Source organism: Oceanobacillus jordanicus, from assembly GCF_022095695.1.
Taxonomy (GTDB): Bacteria; Bacillota; Bacilli; order Bacillales; family Amphibacillaceae; genus Oceanobacillus_B; species Oceanobacillus_B jordanicus.
Genome location: NZ_JAIFZM010000009.1, coordinates 59,333 through 81,033 on the forward strand (window position 1 = coordinate 59,333; position 21,701 = coordinate 81,033).

19 protein-coding genes and 1 pseudogene are annotated in these 21,701 nt (G+C 37.0%); 16 read left to right on the forward strand and 4 right to left on the reverse strand.

Annotation, left to right across the window (positions count from 1 at the left end):
• Positions 1-87 precede the first annotated feature (87 nt).
• The 11 genes and pseudogenes from pruA (at position 88) to K3T81_RS11715 (ending at position 13,781) form a co-directional block, all read left to right on the forward strand.
• Positions 88-1,635, forward strand: a complete 1,548-nt coding sequence (gene pruA, locus K3T81_RS11665) for an L-glutamate gamma-semialdehyde dehydrogenase (protein WP_238020258.1) — start codon at positions 88-90, stop codon at positions 1,633-1,635.
• Positions 1,636-1,853: 218 nt separating this feature from the next.
• Positions 1,854-3,125: a helix-turn-helix domain-containing protein gene (locus K3T81_RS11670; RefSeq protein WP_238020259.1), complete on the forward strand. Its 1,272-nt coding sequence runs from the start codon at positions 1,854-1,856 to the stop codon at positions 3,123-3,125.
• A 23-nt stretch (positions 3,126-3,148) separates the two neighbouring features.
• On the forward strand, positions 3,149-3,286 hold the full coding sequence (locus K3T81_RS11675) for a hypothetical protein (protein WP_238020260.1): 138 nt from the start codon (positions 3,149-3,151) through the stop codon (positions 3,284-3,286).
• 583 nt (positions 3,287-3,869) lie between these two features.
• A complete protein-coding gene (gene putP / locus K3T81_RS11680) occupies positions 3,870-5,390 on the forward strand; it encodes a sodium/proline symporter PutP (protein ID WP_082667728.1) in 1,521 nt (506 codons plus the stop codon).
• Positions 5,391-5,642: 252 nt separating this feature from the next.
• Positions 5,643-5,933, forward strand: a complete 291-nt coding sequence (gene gatC / locus K3T81_RS11685; RefSeq protein WP_238020261.1) for an Asp-tRNA(Asn)/Glu-tRNA(Gln) amidotransferase subunit GatC — start codon at positions 5,643-5,645, stop codon at positions 5,931-5,933.
• Positions 5,934-5,945: 12 nt separating this feature from the next.
• Complete coding sequence (gene gatA / locus K3T81_RS11690) at positions 5,946-7,412, forward strand: Asp-tRNA(Asn)/Glu-tRNA(Gln) amidotransferase subunit GatA (protein WP_238020262.1); 1,467 nt, start codon at positions 5,946-5,948, stop codon at positions 7,410-7,412.
• Positions 7,412-8,842, forward strand: a complete 1,431-nt coding sequence (gene gatB / locus K3T81_RS11695) for an Asp-tRNA(Asn)/Glu-tRNA(Gln) amidotransferase subunit GatB (protein WP_238020263.1) — start codon at positions 7,412-7,414, stop codon at positions 8,840-8,842. The genes gatA and gatB overlap by 1 nt, the downstream gene beginning before the upstream one ends.
• 188 nt (positions 8,843-9,030) lie before the next feature.
• Positions 9,031-9,930, forward strand: coding sequence for a diacylglycerol kinase (locus K3T81_RS11700; RefSeq protein WP_036577290.1), 900 nt, complete (start codon positions 9,031-9,033; stop codon positions 9,928-9,930).
• A 137-nt stretch (positions 9,931-10,067) separates the two neighbouring features.
• Complete coding sequence (gene rlmD, locus K3T81_RS11705; protein ID WP_238020264.1) at positions 10,068-11,453, forward strand: 23S rRNA (uracil(1939)-C(5))-methyltransferase RlmD; 1,386 nt, start codon at positions 10,068-10,070, stop codon at positions 11,451-11,453.
• A 425-nt stretch (positions 11,454-11,878) separates the two neighbouring features.
• On the forward strand, positions 11,879-12,511 hold the full coding sequence (locus tag K3T81_RS11710) for a hypothetical protein (RefSeq protein WP_238020265.1): 633 nt from the start codon (positions 11,879-11,881) through the stop codon (positions 12,509-12,511).
• Positions 12,512-12,789: 278 nt separating this feature from the next.
• Positions 12,790-13,781, forward strand: a pseudogene (locus K3T81_RS11715) (zinc-dependent alcohol dehydrogenase family protein).
• Positions 13,782-14,087: 306 nt separating this feature from the next.
• Here K3T81_RS11715 and K3T81_RS11720 read toward each other — a convergent pair.
• Both K3T81_RS11720 and K3T81_RS11725 read right to left on the reverse strand, forming a co-directional pair.
• Entirely contained in the window at positions 14,088-14,543 is a 456-nt protein-coding gene (locus tag K3T81_RS11720; RefSeq protein WP_238020266.1) for an 8-oxo-dGTP diphosphatase, read from the reverse strand.
• A 71-nt stretch (positions 14,544-14,614) separates the two neighbouring features.
• On the reverse strand, positions 14,615-15,106 hold the full coding sequence (locus tag K3T81_RS11725) for a DUF4279 domain-containing protein (RefSeq protein WP_338044646.1): 492 nt from the start codon (positions 15,104-15,106) through the stop codon (positions 14,615-14,617).
• Positions 15,107-15,294: 188 nt separating this feature from the next.
• On the opposite strand from K3T81_RS11725, the gene K3T81_RS11730 reads away from it, so the two are divergent.
• Entirely contained in the window at positions 15,295-16,290 is a 996-nt protein-coding gene (locus tag K3T81_RS11730; RefSeq protein ID WP_238020267.1) for a tRNA dihydrouridine synthase, read from the forward strand.
• A gap of 204 nt (positions 16,291-16,494) precedes the next feature.
• Here the strand turns inward: K3T81_RS11730 and K3T81_RS11735 are convergent, their stop codons facing one another.
• Positions 16,495-17,457: a helix-turn-helix transcriptional regulator gene (locus K3T81_RS11735; protein WP_238020268.1), complete on the reverse strand. Its 963-nt coding sequence runs from the start codon at positions 17,455-17,457 to the stop codon at positions 16,495-16,497.
• A 110-nt stretch (positions 17,458-17,567) separates the two neighbouring features.
• Between K3T81_RS11735 and K3T81_RS11740 the strand changes: the two genes are divergently transcribed.
• From K3T81_RS11740 to paiA, 3 genes are all read left to right on the forward strand, one after another.
• Entirely contained in the window at positions 17,568-18,050 is a 483-nt protein-coding gene (locus tag K3T81_RS11740) for a GyrI-like domain-containing protein (RefSeq protein ID WP_238020269.1), read from the forward strand.
• A gap of 378 nt (positions 18,051-18,428) precedes the next feature.
• Positions 18,429-18,881 carry a MarR family winged helix-turn-helix transcriptional regulator gene (locus tag K3T81_RS11745; protein WP_238020270.1) on the forward strand — a complete coding sequence of 151 codons (453 nt, stop codon included), beginning with the start codon at positions 18,429-18,431 and terminating at the stop codon, positions 18,879-18,881.
• A 20-nt stretch (positions 18,882-18,901) separates the two neighbouring features.
• The gene (gene paiA, locus K3T81_RS11750) at positions 18,902-19,420 is read left to right on the forward strand and encodes a spermidine/spermine N(1)-acetyltransferase (protein WP_238020271.1); all 519 of its coding nucleotides are present in this window, start codon (positions 18,902-18,904) and stop codon (positions 19,418-19,420) included.
• 204 nt (positions 19,421-19,624) lie between these two features.
• On the opposite strand, the gene K3T81_RS11755 is transcribed toward paiA, so the two are convergent.
• The gene (locus K3T81_RS11755) at positions 19,625-20,623 is read right to left on the reverse strand and encodes an ion channel (RefSeq protein WP_238020272.1); all 999 of its coding nucleotides are present in this window, start codon (positions 20,621-20,623) and stop codon (positions 19,625-19,627) included.
• A gap of 278 nt (positions 20,624-20,901) precedes the next feature.
• Here K3T81_RS11755 and K3T81_RS11760 point away from each other — a divergent pair, with 278 nt between their 5' ends.
• Positions 20,902-21,675, forward strand: coding sequence for a DUF2087 domain-containing protein (locus tag K3T81_RS11760; RefSeq protein WP_238020273.1), 774 nt, complete (start codon positions 20,902-20,904; stop codon positions 21,673-21,675).
• Positions 21,676-21,701: the final 26 nt, after the last annotated feature.

Here is a 21,701-nt window from a genome sequence, read left to right on the forward strand (position 1 = left end):
GCTCCTTATTTTTTATGTTTTTTTAATGGATTTTTTGTGAAAACGCAATCAATAGGGAGAATAGGATAATTTTTAGGAGGTTTTAATATGGTAGTACCTTACAAACATGAACCTTTTACAGATTTCACCGTAGAAGAAAACAGACAGCAGATGCTTGAGGCTTTAAAAAAGGTGGAAGCCGATCTAGGTAAAGAATATCCACTAGTAATTGGCGGAGAGCGTATTACAACAGATGACAAGATTGTATCTGTTAATCCAGCCAACAGAGAAGAAGTAATTGGATATGTGTCCAAAGCAAATAAAGAGCTTGCTGAAAAAGCAATGCAAACTGCTGATAAAACATTTGAAACATGGAGAAAATCTGATCCTAAATTCCGTGCAGATATTCTTTTCCGTGCAGCGGCTATAGTTCGTCGTCGTAAGCATGAATTTACTGCACATCTAGTAAAAGAAGGCGGAAAGCCATGGAAAGAAGCTGACGCTGATACTGCAGAAGCCATTGACTTCATGGAATATTATGGCCGTCAAATGCTAGAATTAAAAGATGGCGTTAAAATTAATAGCCGTCCAATAGAATTTAACCAATATAATTACATTCCACTTGGTGTGGGGGTCGTAATTTCCCCGTGGAACTTCCTATTCGCTATCATGGCAGGAACAACTGTTGCTGCGATGGTAACTGGAAACACGGTATTATTAAAACCGGCAAGTGCTACACCAGTAATCGCGTATAAATTAATGGAAGTACTAGAAGAGGCTGGCTTGCCAGCTGGTGTCATTAACTTTATTCCTGGTCCAGGAAGTGAAGTCGGTGACTATCTTGTTGATCACCCACGTACACGTTTTGTCAGCTTCACGGGCTCACGTGATGTTGGTATACGTATTTTTGAACGTGCTGCCAAAGTACAAGATGGCCAAAAATGGCTAAAACGTACCATTATTGAAATGGGAGGAAAAGATACGATTGTAGTAGATAAAGAGGCAGACCTTGAGCTTGCCGCACAATCTATCGTGCAATCAGCATTTGGCTTCTCTGGTCAAAAATGTTCTGCATGTTCTCGCGCCGTTATTCATCAGGATGTCTACGATGAGGTAAAAGATCGTGTCGCTTCTCTAACTAAAGAACTTTCTGCTGGAGATCCATATGATAACTCACACTTTATGGGGCCAGTTATCGATCAGGGAGCATATGATAAGATCCTAGATTACATCGAAATTGGTAAAAAAGAAGGCGAGCTACTTGTCGGGGGAACTGGCGATGATAGTAAGGGATGGTTTGTGAATCCTACTGTATTCGCTGATCTTAAACCAGATGCACGTATCATGCAGGAAGAAATCTTTGGTCCTGTAGTTGGCTTAACAAAGGCAAAAGATTTTGATGAAGCAATCGAAATTGCTAACAATACAGATTATGGCTTAACAGGTGCTGTTATCACAAATAACCGTGAGCATCAAGAACAAGCCCGTCAGGATTTTCATGTAGGAAACCTTTACTTTAACCGTGGATGTACGGCAGCAATTGTTGGTTATCAGCCATTTGGTGGCTTTAACATGTCCGGTACAGACTCCAAAGCAGGTGGGCCTGATTACCTAATTCACCACATGCAAGGAAAAACCACCTCCGAAATGTTTTAACGATAAGAAAATAGTCACATGAACTCGATTAGCCCCCTTTCTAGCAAAAAAATGCTCAGAAAGGGGGTTAATTTTCCTCTCTCAGGAAAATAGGAAAGTTTTTAGGTCGATAATTGCTATAAACGCCTATATATTTTCCCAATATGAATTATCTGAAATTATGTTATAATTAGACTACAGAAGGCATTAAATATTAGTAGAGGATAGGGTGGGGTGAATTGATAGAAATAGGATCCTTTATCAAGCTGCAACGAACCAAACAAGAGATGACACAGGGAGATTTGGCTAAAGGTATCGTTTCATTATCCTATTTATCAAAAATTGAAAACTTAAAAACAGAGGCAAGTCCTGAAATCATTCAAATGCTCTGTACACGCCTGGGTATTCAAATTGATAACTCACTCGATGCCACGATCCAGGAAAAATGTAAGAAATGGTACAGCATGCTTTTTGAAGTGAATGATAAGAAGGATATCATCGCTACATACAACGAGATACAGAATTTAATGGATACCAACCTTACCGAAAGCCTACTTCTATTCGAAATCCACAAGATTAGATACTATCTAATTCTAGGAGATTTTGACGAAGCATTAATAAAGATTAACGAACTAAATGAAATCTCAGGGACATTTGATAACTTGCATTTGTTTTATTGGTATAAGTTTAGAGGAAACTATTGTTCCATATTGACTGACTTTAGTACAGCAATTTATTTCTACAAGCTAGCAGAAGAAAAATTAAACAAAATAGAATTGGAAGAACATGAGATAGCAGATCTTCAATATACTATTGGTGTAACGCATAGTAAGCTAAGAAATACATTAGAAGCTATTGATTATTCTAATCGAGCTTTAGAAGTATTTATGAAGCAATACAATTTTATCCGTTGTGCTCAATGTCACATCATTTTAGGAATCTCCTATAGGAGAATTCGAATGTATGACAAAGCGATAAAGAATTTAAATTTAGCGCTTCATTTAGGTCAACTAAGTAATAAAAATCAAATTATATTACTAACACATCAGAACTTAGGTCATCTTTACTCAACAAAAGGTGATCCAAAAGAATCTATCAAACATTTTCAAGAGGTAATTCAGGATGATACAGCACAAACGATTGATAATTTAAACTCAGTAGCTGCTTTGGTGAGAGAGTATTATAATATTCAAGATTATTCAAACGCTTGGAAATTTGTGGAGCAAGGGCGAGAGTTAATTAGACAAGATAGTGATAGGGAGCCTTATAGCAAGCATTATTATTATGTGATTAACACATACAACTATTTGCTGAATGATGAATTTGAAAAATTTGAGAAGTTTGTAATTCAAGAATTCATCCCGTATTTAAATAAGCAAAAGGATTTTGCTACGCTGAGTGTATATTCCGAATTACTCGCTAATCATTATGAGAAGTTTGGTAAGTATAAAAAAGCTTCAAAATATTATCAAGTGGCTAATTTTGCCTACAAGCAAATTACTAATATATAAAGACAAGAAAGGAGGATATAATTATGAAGAAATTAATTTCTGGAATTTTAATTGGTGCTGTCCTTTTCTCTGGCTATATGTTCACGCAGCAAGTTGATACAGCTACTGGTGGGGAAAGAGAGCCAAGCGTACTTTCAATTCAACAATCAAGTTTCTTTTAAGCTAATGTGATAATTCTTTACAAGAATTAGTCAGTAATTTTATACCCTATTACAAATATGATGATTTGCCCGGAATAGTGTGGAAACTATGCTGGGTTTTTTTTGTTCATTTATTCCAAGCGCCAACAGTCCAATCTATAAAATTAGCGAAATTTACCTGTTGAATTCCTGTTTATAACAAAAAAACTAAAAAAAATTTGGTTCCAATAAATAGCGCGCATACTAAAGAATACAGTCGGTAAAGCCTAAATAACTAACTAATCCTTTATTAATCCGTTCAGACCATAGTAAATAAAGATTAAAACGATTATATGAAAGTATACGATGTTTGGTTCTTAATGAAAATGAGCTGACAAGTTGAAATGGAGTACTGATCCGCTTGAAATGAGCAAAAATATATGAAACCATAGTCTTTGTGTTTTGTTTCATCGAGAGACAGATAAATGAAGTACAGAAACGGAAAGGGGAGCAGTACATGGAATACGCAATAACTGGTGCAACATGGTTTTGGTTGTTTGTGCCAATGCCAGTTGTACTTTTGGCATCCGTTATCACAATGTTTACAGAGAGGGGAAAGTAAAACGTGGGTCTAACAACACTAATAACATTTATCGTATATCTACTAGGAATGCTTGTAATTGGACTAATCATGTACCGCATGACAAATAATCTATCGGATTATGTATTAGGCGGTCGTAATCTTGGACCTGGGGTTGCTGCCTTAAGCGCAGGTGCTTCAGATATGAGTGGTTGGTTGTTACTTGGTTTACCAGGGGCAATTTATGCATCTGGAATGTCAGAGGCATGGATGGCAATCGGGCTTGCTGTCGGAGCGTATTTAAACTGGCAATTTGTCGCCAAACGTTTACGCATTTATACAGAGGTAGCAAATAACTCTATTACAATACCGGACTTTTTAGAAAATCGTTTTAAAGATAAGTCACATATTCTTCGTGTTATCTCCGCATTGGTAATACTACTATTTTTCACATTCTATACATCTTCAGGTATGGTGGCAGGTGCGAAGCTATTTGAGGCCTCCTTTGGTCTTAGCTATGATTCTGCACTTTGGATAGGAACAATTGTGGTAGTTTCCTATACGTTGCTTGGAGGCTTTCTAGCAGTAGCATGGACGGATTTCTTCCAAGGAATTCTCATGTTCCTTGCACTTATCGTAGTGCCGATTGTAGCATTGAATCAAATGGGTGGTTGGTCAGATGCAGTTCAAGCTGTGGGCGAAATTGATCCAAGTCATCTAAATATGGTTCAAGGTGTCGGCATAATGGCGATAATTTCCTCACTAGCATGGGGATTAGGATATTTTGGTCAACCACATATTATTGTTCGTTTTATGGCATTACGCTCACCAAAAGACGTTCCAAAAGCTAAGTTTATTGGAACAACATGGATGATTCTTGGGTTATATGGTTCGATCTTCACCGGTTTTGTCGGACTTGCATTTATTAGTACCCAAGACGTATCGGTGCTAAGTAACTTGGGGATTCAAGTCACAACGGAAAATGGGTTACAGGTGCTTGCAGATCCAGAAAAAATCTTCATCGCCTTTTCACAAATTCTTTTTCATCCTGTAGTGGCTGGTGTTCTCCTTGCGGCAATACTATCAGCGATTATGAGTACAATTGACTCTCAGTTGCTTGTTTCATCATCTGCTGTGGCAGAAGATTTTTATAAAGCTATCTTCCGCAAGAAAGCAAGTGGAAAAGAACTCGTATGGATTGGTAGAGTTGCAACTATAATCATCGCATTAATTGCTGCACTCATTGCCATGAACCCTGAAAGTTCTGTGCTAGAACTTGTAAGTTACGCTTGGGCAGGTTTTGGAGCAGCCTTTGGACCGATTATTCTCTTATCCTTATTGTGGAAGGGAATTACGCGAAACGGTGCGCTTGCTGGTATTTTAGTAGGAGCCATAACGGTTATTGTATGGGGAGAGTTTCTCTCGGGAGGATTATTCGATCTATACGAAATCGTGCCAGGGTTTATCTTAAACGTAATCGTAACTGTCATAGTCAGCCTATTTGGTTCCAACAAACCAGAAGTTGTTGAGGAATTTGATAAAACAGCTACATTAATGAAGGAATAAGTTTAAAAGGGCCGTCTCTTTTCTATAATGAAGAGATGGCCCTTTTAAATTTGATTAAAAGTAAATTCTCTACAACAGCTAAGATTTTAAGAGTGCTCTGCGCTTTTGATGTCAATATTTGATTATGGGTGGTTGGTTCTGCTATTATCAATAGTGTTATACTTAGAATGAAGACAGGTATGTACTTACAGGTTTTACACGAAGATGTAAATAATGAATAACATTATAAATAGGAAGAGGGAGGGCTAGTTCATGGCAGATATCTCTAAGGATCAAGTAAAACATGTTGCGCATTTGGCAAGGCTTGCCGTAACAGATGAAGAAGTGGACAAGTTTACGGAACAGTTAAGCTCAATTATCACGTATGCTGAACAATTAAATGAATTGGATACAGACGGGGTAGAACCAACGACGCACGTATTAGACTTGAAAAATGTATTGCGTAAGGATGAGCCAAAGGATTGGATTACACAGGAAGAAGCATTGAAGAACGCTCCTGATAAAAAAGATGGCCATTACCGTGTACCATCAATCTTGGAGTAGGGAGGGAAATACATGTCATTATTTGATTACACTATAAAAGAGTTAGAACAAAAGCTACATAATAAGGAAATAACGATTGAAGAGCTTGTTGATACGTCGTATAAACGAATTAATGAGGTAGACAGTGAAGTACATGCCTTTTTAACATTAAATGAAGAGGCAGCCCGCAAACAGGCGAAAGAACTAGATGAAGCAGAGGATAAGTCTGCAGCCCTATTCGGTATGCCAAGCGGAATTAAGGACAATATCGTCACAAAGGCATTACGCACTACATGTGCAAGTCAATTCCTCGACAATTTTGACGACCCTTTATACAACGCAACGGTCGTTGAAAAGCTAAATAACGAAAAGACGATTACAATTGGAAAACTGAATATGGATGAATTTGCGATGGGTTCATCCAATGAGAATTCCAGCTATAATCCTACACGAAACCCTTGGAACACGGATTACGTACCAGGTGGTTCTAGTGGTGGATCAGCCGCGTCAGTAGCAGCAGGGGAAGTATTATTTTCTCTTGGTTCTGATACTGGTGGTTCTATTCGACAGCCTGCAGCATTCTGTGGTGTGGTTGGATTAAAACCAACTTATGGCCGTGTATCTCGTTTTGGATTGGTTGCATTTGCTTCATCACTTGATCAAATTGGACCAATCACTCGAACAGTAGAAGACAGTGCACGCGTGCTAGAAGTCATTGCTGGTCATGATCCAATGGATTCTACCAGTGCGAATGTTGAAGTGCCAGCATATACAGAGGCACTTACGAATGACGTAAAAGGCTTAAAAATTGCAGTTCCAGAAGAATATCTAAGTGAAGGTGTAACTCCCGAAGTACGTGATTCTGTCATGGAAGCACTGAAAGTATATGAAAGCTTAGGCGCTACATGGGAAAAGGTTTCCTTGCCACATTCGAAGTATGCGGTAGCTACCTATTATCTGATTTCGTCTTCTGAGGCTTCTGCTAACCTTGCTCGCTTTGACGGAGTTCGTTATGGTGTACGTTCAGAGAATGCGGACAACATGATTGATATGTTCAAAAAATCCCGTAGTGAAGGATTTGGGGATGAAGTAAAACGCCGTATCATGCTTGGGACGTTTGCACTTAGCTCTGGTTATTATGACGCGTATTATAAAAAGGCTCAAAAAGTACGTACGTTAATTAAAAATGATTTTGATAAAATCTTTGAAGATTACGATGTTGTTATTGGCCCAACTACCCCGACACCGGCATTTAAAGTCGGCGAAAAAGTGGACGATCCTTTAACAATGTATGCGAATGATATCTTAACTATCCCAGTAAACCTTGCTGGTGTACCGGGTATCTCTGTGCCATGTGGTTTCTCTGAACAGGGCTTACCGATTGGCCTGCAAATCATTGGGAAACATTTCGATGAAAGTACGGTCTTCCGTGCTGCCCATGCATTTGAAAAAGCAACAGATCATCACACGAAGCGACCTCAGCTGGGAGGTGCCAAATAATGAACTTTGAAACGATAATTGGCTTAGAGGTGCACGTTGAACTAAAAACAGATTCAAAAATTTTCAGCCCAAGTACTAATGAGTTTGGAACAAATCCAAATACAAACGTGAACCCGATTGACCTCGGATACCCTGGTGTTCTTCCGGTTCTAAACGAACAGGCAGTAAACTTCGCGATGAAGGCTGCAATGGCGCTAAACTGTGAGATTGCCACAGATACGAAATTTGACCGAAAAAACTACTTCTATCCAGATAATCCAAAAGCATATCAGATCTCTCAATTTGATAAGCCAATTGGCGAAAATGGCTGGATTGAAATTGAAGTAAACGGCAAGAAAAAACGTATCGGAATTACTCGTTTGCATTTAGAAGAAGATGCTGGAAAACTAACGCACGGCGATGATGGCTATTCCTATGTGGACTTTAACCGTCAAGGGACTCCACTTGTTGAGATCGTATCAGAACCGGACATGCGTTCACCTGAAGAAGCGTATGCTTATCTTGAGAAACTTAAAAGCATCATTCAGTACACTGGCGTATCTGATGTAAAAATGGAAGAAGGCTCTCTTCGTTGTGATGCTAACATTTCATTACGTCCAATTGGGCAAGAGCAATTCGGAACAAAAGCAGAATTGAAAAACTTAAACTCCTTCAGCTATGTACAAAAAGGGCTAGAGTTTGAAGAGAAACGCCAGGAGAAGGAACTTCTTACTGGAGGGGAAATCCTGCAGGAAACACGTCGTTATGACGAAAAAACAAAAGAAACTATTCTTATGCGTGTAAAAGAAGGTTCTGATGACTATCGTTACTTCCCAGAGCCAGACCTTGTACCTCTTTACATTGATGAGGCATGGAAAGAACGCATCCGTAACGAAATCCCTGAGCTGCCAGACGCGAGAAAAGCACGTTATATAGCGCAATTGGGACTCTCAGAATACGATGCTTCTGTCTTAACAAGTTCCAAGCAAATGGCTGACTTCTTTGAAGAGGCGGTTAACAGTGGCGCAGATATGAAGCAAGTGTCTAACTGGTTGATGGGCGAAGTATCTGCCTATATGAATAAGCACTATAAGGAATTAGGCGATTTGGCTATAACGCCAGAGGCATTAGCTAAAATGATTAACTTAATCGAAGATGGCACCATTTCATCTAAAATTGCGAAGAAAGTATTTGCTGAATTAGTTGAAAATGGTGGAGATCCGGAGCAAGTTGTAAAAGATAAAGGACTTGTGCAAATTTCTGATGAAGGACAATTACGTGAAATTATTTCCAATGTGCTTGCAGATAACGAACAATCGATTATCGATTACAAAAATGGGAAAGATAAAGCAGTTAAATTCCTTGTCGGTCAGGTTATGAAAGCAACTAAAGGCCAGGCAAACCCACCAATGGTAAATAAAATTTTGCAAGAAGAACTAGACAAAAAATAGATCCGAACAACTACTGGACTGCCACCAAGTGTTTTATGTTTCTTGATGGTAGTCCAAATTTTTATCAAGACCCCTTTTCAAATCGTGAGAAAAGGTCTATGATATTGGTTGGACTAAAAAACAAAAAAATAGTGACCATTATATATAGCAATGGCCCTGCACATATGTAGCAATGGGGGGAAAAAGAAATGAAGAAAGCGAGAATCATTTACAATCCAACTTCCGGAAGAGAGGCTTTCAAAAAAGAATTGCCTTATGTCCTAGAGAAGCTAGAGACGGCCGGTTATGAAACATCTGCACATGCAACAACGTGTGAAGGTGATGCGATTGAGGCAGCAAGGGCAGCTGTTGAGCGGGGATATGAGTTAGTTGTGGCAGCCGGTGGTGATGGCACAATTAACGAAGTGATCAATGGTATAGCAGAAGAAGATCATCGTCCGAAGCTGGGTATCATACCAGTTGGTACGACCAATGACTTTGCTAGAGCCTTAAATATTCCTCGGGATATAAAAAAAGCAGCTGATATTATCGTGAACGGCAGAACCAAGTTCTTGGATATTGGAAAAGTAAATGATTATTTCTTTATGAACATTGCCGGTGGCGGGAAGCTGACAGAATTAACATATGAAGTACCAAGCAAACTAAAAACGATGCTCGGCCAACTAGCATATTATATGAAGGGTATTGAAATGTTGCCATCTCTTAAGCCTACAAGGGTAAAAATTGAGTATGATGGCACGGTTATTGATGAAGACATTATGCTCTTCCTCGTAGCCAATACAAATTCCGTCGGTGGCTTTGAAAAGCTAGCACCAGTCGCTAGCATGGATGACGGTTATTTCGACCTTCTTATATTAAAAAAAGCAAACCTAGCAGAATTTATCCGGATTGCAACACTTGCACTTCGCGGAGCACATCTAGAAGATAAGCATGTCATTTATACAAAAGCAAAGCATATTAAGGTAAGTACAGAAGAAAAAATGCAGCTGAACATTGATGGCGAGTTTGGTGGATTACTTCCAGGAGAGTTCATCAACTTGCAGCAGCATATTGAATTCTACGTGCCAGATGATTTTACAACTGAGTGATGAATGTGAAAAGAAGATTACGCTATAAGTAGTCTTCTTTTTAGTTAGAGCTTTTTTATAACAGAATGAAAATGTGATTCCAGTAGAAGATATGATAAGATAAGAACCACATACTATGATCGTAAAGGAAGATAGAAATGGGAAAACAGGCAGTACCTGTAAAGAAAAATGAAACAATAACCCTAACCTTTGAGGACCTTACACATGAAGGCAATGGAGTTGGCAAGGTGGACGGCTATCCCTTGTTTGTACCATATGGCCTGCCAGGTGAAGAAGCGACTGTCAAGGTTGTAAAAGCAAATAAAAACTTCGGATTCGGCAAGTTACTAGAAGTAAAACAATCAAGTGATCAGCGAGTAGAGCCACCGTGTAATGTATATTATCAATGTGGAGGCTGTCAGCTACAGCACATGAGCTATGACCTTCAATTGCAAATGAAGCAAAACCAAGTAAAAAGCGTCATGCGTAAAATAGCTCATCTTGACCACGTGCCAGTTCATCCAACCCTCGGAATGGAAGACCCTTGGCGCTACCGTAACAAAGTACAAATGCCAGTTGGCGAGCATGATGGTGAATTAATTACTGGATTTTACCGCAAGCGTAGCCATGACATTATTTCAGAAATGGAAACCTGTGTCATTCAGGACGAGCTAAATGATCGTTCCGTCCATGCCGTACGAAGAATAGCAAATCGGTTAGGAATTAAAGCATATGATGAAAAAGCAGACCGCGGTGTTCTGCGCCATATTATGGTCCGAACAGGTAGAGAAACCAATGAAACGATGATCGTGCTCATTACCAGAACTGACAAACTTCCACATCAAGAGGAGTTAATTCGTGAGCTAACGGAAACGTTCCCCCATGTTAAATCCATTGTTCATAACGTCAACAATAAACGTACGAATGTGATCCTTGGGAGGAAAACTAAGGTTGTTTGGGGAGAGGAATACATTTACGATACAATCGGAGATATTAAATTCGCCATTTCAGCAAAATCGTTCTATCAAGTTAACCCACCTCAAACAAAGGTGCTTTATGACAAAGCATTAGAATTCGCAAAAATTGGCGCAGACGACACAGTGGTGGATGCCTATTGTGGAATTGGAACGATCTCCTTATTCCTCGCCCAGCAAGCCAAAAAAGTGTACGGCGTTGAGGTCGTACCAGAGGCAATTAGTGATGCCAAAATGAACGCGAAGCTTAATGGTATCACCAATGCAGAATTCGTTGTAGGAGAAGCCGAGAAGGTTATGCCTTGGTGGAAGGCACAAGGACTACGCCCAGATGTTATCGTCGTCGACCCACCGCGTAAAGGTTGTGAAGTAGACTTCCTACAAGCCATGATTGAAATGGAACCAAAGCGAATTGTCTATGTGTCATGTAACCCATCTACGTTAGCGAGGGACTTGAGAATCTTGGAAGATGGCGGTTATGAAACAAAAGAAGTTCAACCTGTTGATATGTTCCCTCAGACAAATCACGTGGAGTGTGTGACGGTTTTAGAGAAGAAAGTGTCTAACTAAAATAAACACCTGACAATAAGAATAAACTTTTGCTATTCCGGCCCTGATTTCGTAAAAATAAACATTTGCGAATTCGGGGTCTTTTCATCCATCCCTCAACCTGCTTGTCTTATATCGATTTTATTCTTTCATCCATTCTCGCAAGACTCTATTTAAACTCAAACTATGGAATGAGGGCTGGGGGGCGTTTCTTCAAGATTCTGCTAAAAAGGGATGCATCTACTAAAGTGTCTGCATTTTTTGTACTGAAAGTAAAAATAGTCGAGGTTTTCACCAAAACCCTCGTAATAACTTTGAAGATTGTATGAGTCTCATTTTTACATGTCTATTTTATTCCATTCTCTTAATATATAAACAAAGTTTGATAGGGTCCTAATTACGTGATAAGTTTAGAACTATTGGAAAGATAAAGAAAGGAGTAAAGCATGAGATTTTTAATAACTTTATTTTTGTTGTCCTTTTTAGTGGCTGTTAGTGGGTGTAGTAATGGTGAAAGCACACATCAACCTGATCAGGAGAGGGAGCCCATTCTAATAAAGGAGAATCAATTTGGTCTCGGCACTGAAGGTGGTGGTAAATTTTATAGGTATAAAAAAATAGAGGTTGATGGTACATATGAAACTGGCCCCGTTGTTGTTCATCTTGAAAGTGCTGAGTTAGTTCGAGGGAGTTTTAATGAGGATCATTCTGAAGTATATAATATTAAAGCAAATGAGACACTCGAAATGATAAATTTCCATGTTAAATTCGAGTTAAATAGCAAGATAGACAATTTCACTTTTAACGAAAAATATCTGCACTTAGTTACAGAGAACGATGAAAAAGTTGAGAAGCCAAATGAACTTTTAAGTAGTGTCGTTCATGAATCATTTCTCAAAAGTCCGGAAGATAATAGTGAAAGATTTTTGCGCCAATTTTCGTTTAGATTAGAGGAAAACAATGTAGAAGAAATTAAGAAAGCAACATTGATTATAGATCCATCTGTTGATAATAGTGGAGACCCTTTAGGAGAAAAACTAGAGATAGAAGTAGATTTTTTTAAAAGTGAAGATCAATAATACGAACTGGATTCAATAGCAAGTTAGTCCTTTTTCTTTTTGCGCAATACTCCTTAAATTTCTTAAGAATAAATCTTTCAGACGAGTATCTCCTTGTTTTATTAGGAAAAGTATAACACTCCAACTATAGATTAAGAAATTTCAAATTATTAATGGTTCGCATTTCAGTTATTATAGTTCGCAGTTCGTACCTCATATATATGTAATTGTAAGGAAGCGCAGTTTAATTCGAGATGACATAATTAAACTAATTAAATTTTTTAAGGAGATATATAGTTTTGGATGAAAAAAAAATTATTAATTTCTATGAATTCGGTAGTCCTAAAGATGTGTTGAATGTTGAATATAAAAGCATTGAACCACCTAAAGAAGATGAAGTCCTTGTTCGAATGTTAGCACGTCCTATCAATCCTTCTGATTTAATCCCGATTAGAGGGGCATATTCTCATCGAATTATACTACCAACTATTCCTGGTTATGAAGGAGTTGGAGTTGTAGAAGATGTGGGTTCTTTTGTTTCTCCTAATCTTATTGGTAAACGTTTTTACCTTTACGTGGGGAAGGAACTTGGCAAGAATTCGTTAGGACTAAAGCAGAATTTGCAGTTCCTATACCAGATTCTATTGATGATTTCACGGCAGCACAGATGTATATCAATCCAATTACTGCATGGGTGACTTGCACGGAAAGTTTAAAATTAAAGCCAAATGATATTTTATTGGTTAATGCATGTGGTTCTGCTATTGGTTGCATTTTTGCTCAATTATCGAAGATTTTAGGATTTAATTTAATTGCAATAACTAGAAATGGTAACTATACAGAGGATTTACTTAATCTAGGTGCGTCTTATGTTATAGACACCTCTATTGTTCCACTCTATGAAACAGTTATGGAATTAACAAGTGGAAGTGGTGCAGATGCTGCTATTGATTCTATTGGAGGTTCATCTGGTAACGAATTAGCTTTTTGTATACGCCCTAACGGCAATTTTTTAACCATCGGCCTTTTATCCGGGATACAAGTAAACTGGGCAGATATTGTAAATAAAGCCAAGGTTAATGCTAATATGTTTCATTTGCGGAATTGGAATAAAGATGCCTCCCTAAACAAATGGCAGGAGACCTTTAGGCACTTGATAAAGTTAATAAGTGAGGGAAAATTAAAGCTTAGTAGCGTAGATGCTAAGTATGACTTATTGAGTATAAAAACAGCTATTAATGTGGTTGAAACTAAAAAGACTAAAGGGAAAGTGTTATTAACAAGCTACTGAGTTAATTCTTATTCAATTAACAGAGAGGATTTTTTATAATAAAGAACAAGGATCCAAATTGCAGTTTACGTTATAAACAAAAATGCGCTAAACTTTGGGCGCGTTTTTTCTTTGATATTCATTTTTACAGATTTGAAAAACAATTAAAATAGGGTGGAGACAAAGAAAGTACCTACTTACACTTCTTAGATATTAAAAATACGGTCATATTAATGGCAGGCTTATTTACTAATTCGCCTGGGTATAGAAATTATTATAAATTCTAGGATGATTTCAATTAAGATGTGAAGGTTTATTGAGAACATATTAGAGTAGCTTTGACTGTAAAGTTTCCTCTTCTGTGTGATAATATAACTCACTGATATTTTCTGATTCAAATATTTCAAGCATTTTTTCAAAGTCTTTAGCCAGTTTATAATTGAATAGATCCTTCCTTTGAACCCAAAAAACATTACCTTCTTGAGAGGATTGTAGTTCACCTTCGAACGCTTTTGTTTTATAAAGCAACACAATGTAACGTTCATCTTCCATAGTCTGAAATTGTTTGATTCCACATAATTCTGGCGATTTTATAGTTAAACCTGTTTCTTCATAAACTTCACGAATAACTGAATAGGAGAATGACTCTTCCTTATTAACGTGACCTCCAGGAAATGTAACCCCTGCCCAATTAGGGTTCAAACGATCTTGTACAAGAATTCTTCCATTATCATCATAAACCATACACATATTTGTGAAAACTGCTTTTTCACTTTTACTCATTATTGATCTCCTTCGTAAAATGAATATGTATTAGTAGAAGCGTTTCACTCTGTTTAAAACTACTTCTTTAACTAATCATCAATATTTTCTTCTACAAATCCATACACATATTCATCGATTTCTGTCTCTGTGTCTATACTAATCAAAAACTTCATTACATTTAATGGGAAGGAATATCCAGGAGACATCCCATCATATACATAGGTCACCGCACGAAAAGAAGTTCTGAGTCCTAGTTCTTTTTTCAACTCATTTATAACGTCCACTTTATCTTTAAACGTATCTACTATTTTATTTAAAGCCATATCGAAATCTAATGTTTCAATTTTTCCTGTACTATATTTCCATTGTGTATGACCATATTGTCTTTTTGAATTAGCCCATTCTCCGACTTTCTGAGTATAGGTTGGAGAGATTCCTAACTTATTGGTTACAGTTTGTAAGGAAAAGTCCCAATCTGGTTCATAATCAATAGAATCTAAATAAATGTCTTTTGTGAAATCTAAATAAACTTCAACTAATGTATTTTTACTCAGATATATTCCTCCTTTTCTTGTAAGTATTAATAATAATCATACTATATATCTAGCTTAATTAATATTCCGTAGAAGGAATAAACATTTCAACCAGATTGATAAAAGGTACCGAAACATGGTATAAATATAGAAGGAGCAGAGACATTTCTGCTTTTTTTATTTTTGTGAGATTAAGGTTTGACTTGTTATTCCGTAATGAGAGGATTTGAATATATATGAAAGAGAATTTCTGGCGTGATTTACCCCGGCCGTTTTTTATATTAGCACCAATGGAAGATGTGACAGATGTAGTATTTCGTCATGTAATAAGTGAAGCTGGAAGACCTGATGTGTTTTTTACTGAGTTCACTAATTCTGAAAGCTATTGTCATCCAGAAGGAAAGCAAAGTGTTCGTGGGCGTTTGACCTTTACAGAGGATGAACAACCGATTGTTGCGCACATTTGGGGAGATAAGCCTGAATACTTCCGCCAAATGAGTATAGGGATGGCAGAACTAGGGTTTAAAGGACTAGATATCAATATGGGCTGCCCTGTAGCAAATGTGGCAGGGAACGGTAAGGGAAGTGGCCTTATCCGACGCCCGGAATTAGCAGCAGAGCTGATCCAAGCCGCCAAAGCTGGTGGATTACCTGTAAGTGTAAAAACACGACTAGGTTACACACAGGTAGATGAATGGCGTGATTGGTTGAGACATCTCCTAGAACAAGACATTGTGAACCTATCCATTCACCTGCGTACAAGAAAAGAAATGAGTAAGGTAGATGCTCATTGGGAGTTAATCCCAGAAATCAAGAAACTTCGTGATGAGGTTGCACCAGATACACTACTGACAATTAATGGGGATATCCCAGATCGTCAAACAGGTATGGAACTTGTTGAGAAATACGGTGTTGACGGGGTCATGATTGGACGCGGTGTCTTCACAAATCCATTTGCCTTTGAAAAAGAGCCGAAAGAGCATAGTAGTGAAGAGTACCTTGATCTCTTAAGAATGCAGCTGGATCTTCATGATAAATATGCCAAAATAGAACCAAGGCCGATGAAGCCTTTGCGTCGCTTCTTTAAGATTTATGTGCGAGGATTCAGAGGGGCAAGTGAATTAAGAAATCAATTGATGAGTACAGAGTCTACGGATGAAGTACGGGCATTGCTAGATAGCTTCAAAGAGCAGAGTGCTGAGGAAGCAGTGGAACAGGGAAGCGTTAATTAATAATTGAAAACCATAAGATAAGTAAAGTTTATATGAAATAGTTAATAGGCTGGTGTGTAGTGGTAATAAACCGCTCACTTCAGCCAATTTTTATATCTATGTGCTTTTGCTGAGTTTATTACGTTTTAGTGTAGCTTTTTCAACACTAGATAACTGACGAATAAGCGTGTATATTTCCCCATGTAAGGAGATCTTTAGTAATCATTATGGGCAATATAAATGTACTCTTTCTTGTAATTTTTTTGAAATTACTTCTGGCAATTCCCTAATCTTAATATCGTCACCTAAGAAAAGTATCCAATTTGTTATTCCGTCCAACTCTTCAGTTTTATAGACGTCGACAAAAGTTTTTAGAATGGCTGCAGATTGGTAAGGATCAACATAGGAAATTGTTATTTTAAAGGGATGGTACTTTTTAAACTGGTTAATCGCTTTTGGACCAAGTTCAAGAATGATATTGATTTCTTCATCCTGCTTACTTAGCTTTTCTACTATCTCTTGCTCACTTAATGCTTTTTTTGACGAGTAGTTTTTGACATCTGTTAGATGGTTAATTGAAATGATTCGTTTCTTTTCTTCTTTTAAGTCAAATCCTTCAAGAAACCAATTGCCATTTTCTTGATAAAGGTGAAGAAGGAATATTTGGTACGACTTCGTTACGTTATCTTCTTGGATCGTGATTAGGAAATATCTATCCAAAAGCAGAGTTAGAAAAAGTTTTTCTAATATAGGGTCTGGAATATCTGAAAGTTCAAGTATGTCGGGGTTGTGAGGATTGGTCCCTTCAAAAAGCAAGATTTTATTTAAAAAGATAAGGTCATCTTGCTGGTTTTCAGAGATAAGGCTTAGTAATTTTTCAGCTATAGACTGACGGCTTCTCAGATAGGGAAGTTGTTGATTTCTTGTAGCTAAAAAGGCAATAAAAAGTGCTTTGACTTCATTGTCGGTAAAACGTACCTCAGGCAGTAGAGAATTGTGCATGACAGCGTAACCTCCATTTCTTCCAACTTCCGAAACAAGAGGCATCCCCATAGATTCAATTTCTTTAATATCTCTAATTGCTGTCGAACGGGAAATACTAAATTCACGCATAATTTCAGAAACTGTAAAGTGAGCCCGATTGTTAATATACCGCATGATCAAATTAATTCGTTCAACTTTTTTCATAGAGGTCTCCTTAACAGTATCACTTTTTGACATAGTTTATTGTTATTATATACACATCAAGTGATTTTAACAAATCGTTTGATAAATTTATTAGAAGGCAGGTTTTGAATATGGCAGATTATATCCTAGAAGAAAAAGATGGCTTTACAGTAATAGGTTTGGGAACAGAGCTTAAAAGTCATTACACCGACTTTTCTGGTTTAAGTAAAGAAAAGGCAGACTTTTGGAGAGAAGTTAGACAAGACGGCAGACTTGAAACATTAAAAGGCATGGCGAAAAATGATTACATTTTTGCAGTGAACGAAGCAGTTAATAACAAGATGATGCATTATGCCGGCGTTTTGGCGGAAGCATCAGCAGCACCTGAAGAGGCGAGAGTGATCCAATTTCCTAAGGGAGAATATTTAGTTGTGAAAGGAGAAGGTGAAACAGCTGAAGAACTAAATAATAAGGTATCTGCTATTGCCTTCGGCGAAATTTTACCAGAAGCAAAAGACATTGCCTATGTTGGTGGCCCAAATACAACAGTTGAGATAGGCCAGAAAAATGGCTTAGTTTTTGGAGAAATGTGGATTCCTGTAATTAGAAAATAAGAGATTAATAACATACCTTTTTAAAGAAAAGTTAGATATGATAATTGAATATTTCTAGTAAAGCAGTGCGATTTTAATTTAGTTAAATGTGCACTGCTTTTTTATTTGGAAACATTTAAGCCCAACAAATTTCAATTGAGTTTATGTAGAGTTTATAAACTTACAGCTTATCTGAAGTTCTTGCAAATCGTTTACTAGCTCCTTTCTATTTTTTATTGAGATTTATTTTTTCCTCCACCCAAACTAACGACTTTATTTAATCTTCAATAAACCCATTCCCAGTTATATTTATGTTGCAAATGCATTATAAATAGGTTAAATTTAATTTGTGTATATTTTGTTGTATTTGCAATAAAATTGTTTTGAAGGAGCATTCTTATGAAAGAGATTCTACGCGAAATTGGCATGATAGCAAGGGCATTAGATTCTATAAGTAATATAGAGTTTAAAGAATATGACCTTACCAAAGGGCAGTATTTGTATATTGTCCGCATTTGTGAAAATCCAGGAATAATTCAAGAAAAGTTAGCTGAACTGATAAAAGTGGATCGAACAACAGCAGCACGTGCTATAAAGAAACTTGAAATTAATGGATTTATTGAAAAGAAAATTGATCACCAAAATAAAAAAATCAAGAAACTTTTCCCTACGGATAAAGGACAAAGCGTTTATCCTTATATAAAAAGAGAGAATGATTATTCGAATAACATAGCATTAGGAGGGTTTTTGGAGGACGAGGAGGAAACCATATTCCATCTTCTTCAAAGAATGAGAAAAAATATAGAAAAAGACTGGGAATCTGTAAAAAAAGGAAACAAGAGAAATTATTAATAAAGGAGTGACATATTTAAATGACTGTGAAATTAACTAAATGCAACCTTGAAGATTTAAAAATACTCCAAGAAATAAGTATTGAAACATTTAAAAACACATTCGAAGCCCAAAATTCACCTGAAAATATGAAAGCTTATCAGGAAAAAGCTTTTAATTCTCAACAGTTGGAAATGGAATTGGCCAATATCTATTCAGAATTCTTCTTTGTTTATTACAATAATGAAGTTGTCGGCTACCTAAAAATCAATACAAACGATGCTCAGTCTGAAGTGATGGGTGATACTTCACTTGAAATTGAAAGAATTTATATTAAGAACAAATATCAAAAACATGGCCTGGGTAAATACCTGATAAATAAATCCATAGAAATTGCAATAGAGCGTAGTAAAAAGGAAATTTGGTTAGGGGTATGGGAAAAGAACGAAAATGCTATTGCTTTCTATAAGAAAATGGGGTTTGTTCAAACTGGATCGCACTCTTTTTATATGGGTGATGAAGAGCAAACAGACATCATAATGGTCAAAGCTTTTATTTAATTTCTATGTTAATAAGTATTCTAAAGTTATCCTACTTTGGTTTATACCTGATGTATAAGTTTATCGCTTATAAAATTAAGGGTAAAACATTCTAATAATATTTGAAGGGAACGTCCTTTTAAGAAACCCAGTTAATAAAAGGGAAGAATAATAAACCATCTATTTTTTTCAGTCAAACTAATAGATGGTTTATCCCTTAAATGATCACGTACTTTCCGCCGGCCAACTCCTAGCATCTGCTTGAACCATACCTCGTAACTTTTTTTTTCTGTTCTTAAGTTGAGCTAAGCAACTTTGAAACTCCTCATCAGTGACTGTAGGTAAATTTTCGGCTCGAAGCATATTTATATCAGGGGATGGTGGAACATTGTCTGCTGGATTGATAAACGCTGCATGAAGCGTACCCAAATAGCTCTGAACACTTGAACGTGCTTCTTTAATCCAAACTTTATTGGGCTGATACTGTTTAGGCACCCCGAAAGTGTATAAGGTTAAGGCTTCGTCGAATATAGCCACTGCCACGGAAGAAGCTTGTTCGTCCTTTTCGCTGTGAAAGTAGTGAAGGATTGGATATGCTTTATGTTGCTGGGTTAGTGTAGTTAGATGTGATGCATGTTCTTTTAAGAATATATCGATATTATGAAAGTCCGTTCCATTCCATCCTTGTATAACGAGAGTCTCTGCATTTTCAGCTTGTCCAGTTACACTATCTGCAAAGGAGCGTTTCTGTGTTACGGCTCCAACAACAGACAGGACATAAGATACCCCAAAGGTAACAAATAGCATTCCACTCCCAGTTGCAATCGATGTAGCAATTTGCCAGAAACCTTCTTTAGGAATGAAATCTCCTATTCCCAATGTAAACAGTGTAAACCCAGTAAAGTAAATTCTATCTGACCAGGATATAGGCCCCCTATTCTGTGTATCTATGAGAGATGCTTCTTCCGCTGCAAAAAACAATGTCCATCCCGTCCAAATTAATAAAACCCACATAAGTAATGTCATTGTCAGAATGAGCGGGCCAGATAGACTCAAAAGCTTTGACTTCTCTCCACTTATTATGTGCAGGCCCTTCCAGCAAATTGTGGTTAGCGTTTTGGAAAGAGGACCTGCTGCGCCATCCACCCAGAGTGCTGTCCAAAAGATATCAATGAAGGTTACGATCAGAATAATAGTTCCTATAATAAGAAAAATTGTATTCAACGAATTTATCCCTCCCATTTGAAAACAAACTGCAATTAGCATGACTGGCTGTGCAATTTCGAGAGTAACCAATTACATATAGAAAGGCCTCTCTACATAAATCAATCAGTGAATTTTTTACCCCTCTTGATTAAAAGTAAACGTTATATACTCTATCCCACTAGACTTAAAATTGTTTGTAATTGAATTCATATATTAAATCAGTTCTTCTTTCCATTGAAAATAGGTAAACAATAATATGAAATGTTTACTATAATTAAGATATTTATAGGTGGTGTTTGCAAATTAATGCGGAAGAACGTTTTTGGAATGCAACGGTGGATGAACTGACTAACGGGTATGTTTACGATGACTTGAATGATGCGTATGTTTGCCTTCTTTGCAACGAAGGTTTTGAAGATGGAATTATTTATCCAATTGATGGCACTTTATATGAAGCCAAAAAAGCCGTTAAACGACATATAGAGGATGCCCATACTTCAGTATTTAATTACTTAATACGCTTGGATAAAAAGTACACAGGATTATCAGTGCATCAAAAAGAAATTCTTGATTATTTTAAGAAAGGCTTTAGTGATAAAGAAATTGCAGAAGCGCAAGGTGGGGGTAGCCCATCAACAATTCGTAATCATAGATTTAAACTGAAAGAAAAGGAAAAGCAAGCAAAGGTTTTTCTTACGTTAATGAAATTATTGCATAAGAGTTCGGACAAAAAGAGTGATAATAAGTTTATACATTTTCACAAGGGGGCAAAAATGGTGGATGATCGTTATGCAATCACAGAGGAAGAGAAAAATAAAGTTTTATCAACCTATTTTAAACAAGGGCTAGACGGTGAATTAGATACTTTTCCAAGTAAAGAAAAAAGAAAGATCATCGTACTCCAAAACATTATCAACCGCTTTGAACATGAGCGTGTATACTCTGAAAAAGAAGTCAATGCAATATTAAAAGGCATATACAGCGACTATGTAACAATAAGAAGATACCTTATCGAGTATGGGTTTATGAATCGTAGTAGAGATTGTACGGAGTACTGGGTGAAGGGATAAATTCCATTCTATAAGAATGCAATAAT

Coding starts and splice junctions, on each gene's coding strand:
- pruA (WP_238020258.1), top strand. CDS start 88: ATGGTAGTACCTTACAAACATGAACCTTTTACAGATTTCACCGTAGAA.
- K3T81_RS11675 (WP_238020260.1), top strand. CDS start 3,149: ATGAAGAAATTAATTTCTGGAATTTTAATTGGTGCTGTCCTTTTCTCT.
- gatC (WP_238020261.1), top strand. CDS start 5,643: ATGGCAGATATCTCTAAGGATCAAGTAAAACATGTTGCGCATTTGGCA.
- gatA (WP_238020262.1), top strand. CDS start 5,946: ATGTCATTATTTGATTACACTATAAAAGAGTTAGAACAAAAGCTACAT.
- gatB (WP_238020263.1), top strand. CDS start 7,412: ATGAACTTTGAAACGATAATTGGCTTAGAGGTGCACGTTGAACTAAAA.
- K3T81_RS11700 (WP_036577290.1), top strand. CDS start 9,031: ATGAAGAAAGCGAGAATCATTTACAATCCAACTTCCGGAAGAGAGGCT.
- rlmD (WP_238020264.1), top strand. CDS start 10,068: ATGGGAAAACAGGCAGTACCTGTAAAGAAAAATGAAACAATAACCCTA.
- K3T81_RS11710 (WP_238020265.1), top strand. CDS start 11,879: ATGAGATTTTTAATAACTTTATTTTTGTTGTCCTTTTTAGTGGCTGTT.
- K3T81_RS11720 (WP_238020266.1), bottom strand. CDS start 14,543: ATGAGTAAAAGTGAAAAAGCAGTTTTCACAAATATGTGTATGGTTTAT.
- K3T81_RS11730 (WP_238020267.1), top strand. CDS start 15,295: ATGAAAGAGAATTTCTGGCGTGATTTACCCCGGCCGTTTTTTATATTA.
- K3T81_RS11735 (WP_238020268.1), bottom strand. CDS start 17,457: ATGAAAAAAGTTGAACGAATTAATTTGATCATGCGGTATATTAACAAT.
- K3T81_RS11740 (WP_238020269.1), top strand. CDS start 17,568: ATGGCAGATTATATCCTAGAAGAAAAAGATGGCTTTACAGTAATAGGT.
- K3T81_RS11745 (WP_238020270.1), top strand. CDS start 18,429: ATGAAAGAGATTCTACGCGAAATTGGCATGATAGCAAGGGCATTAGAT.
- paiA (WP_238020271.1), top strand. CDS start 18,902: ATGACTGTGAAATTAACTAAATGCAACCTTGAAGATTTAAAAATACTC.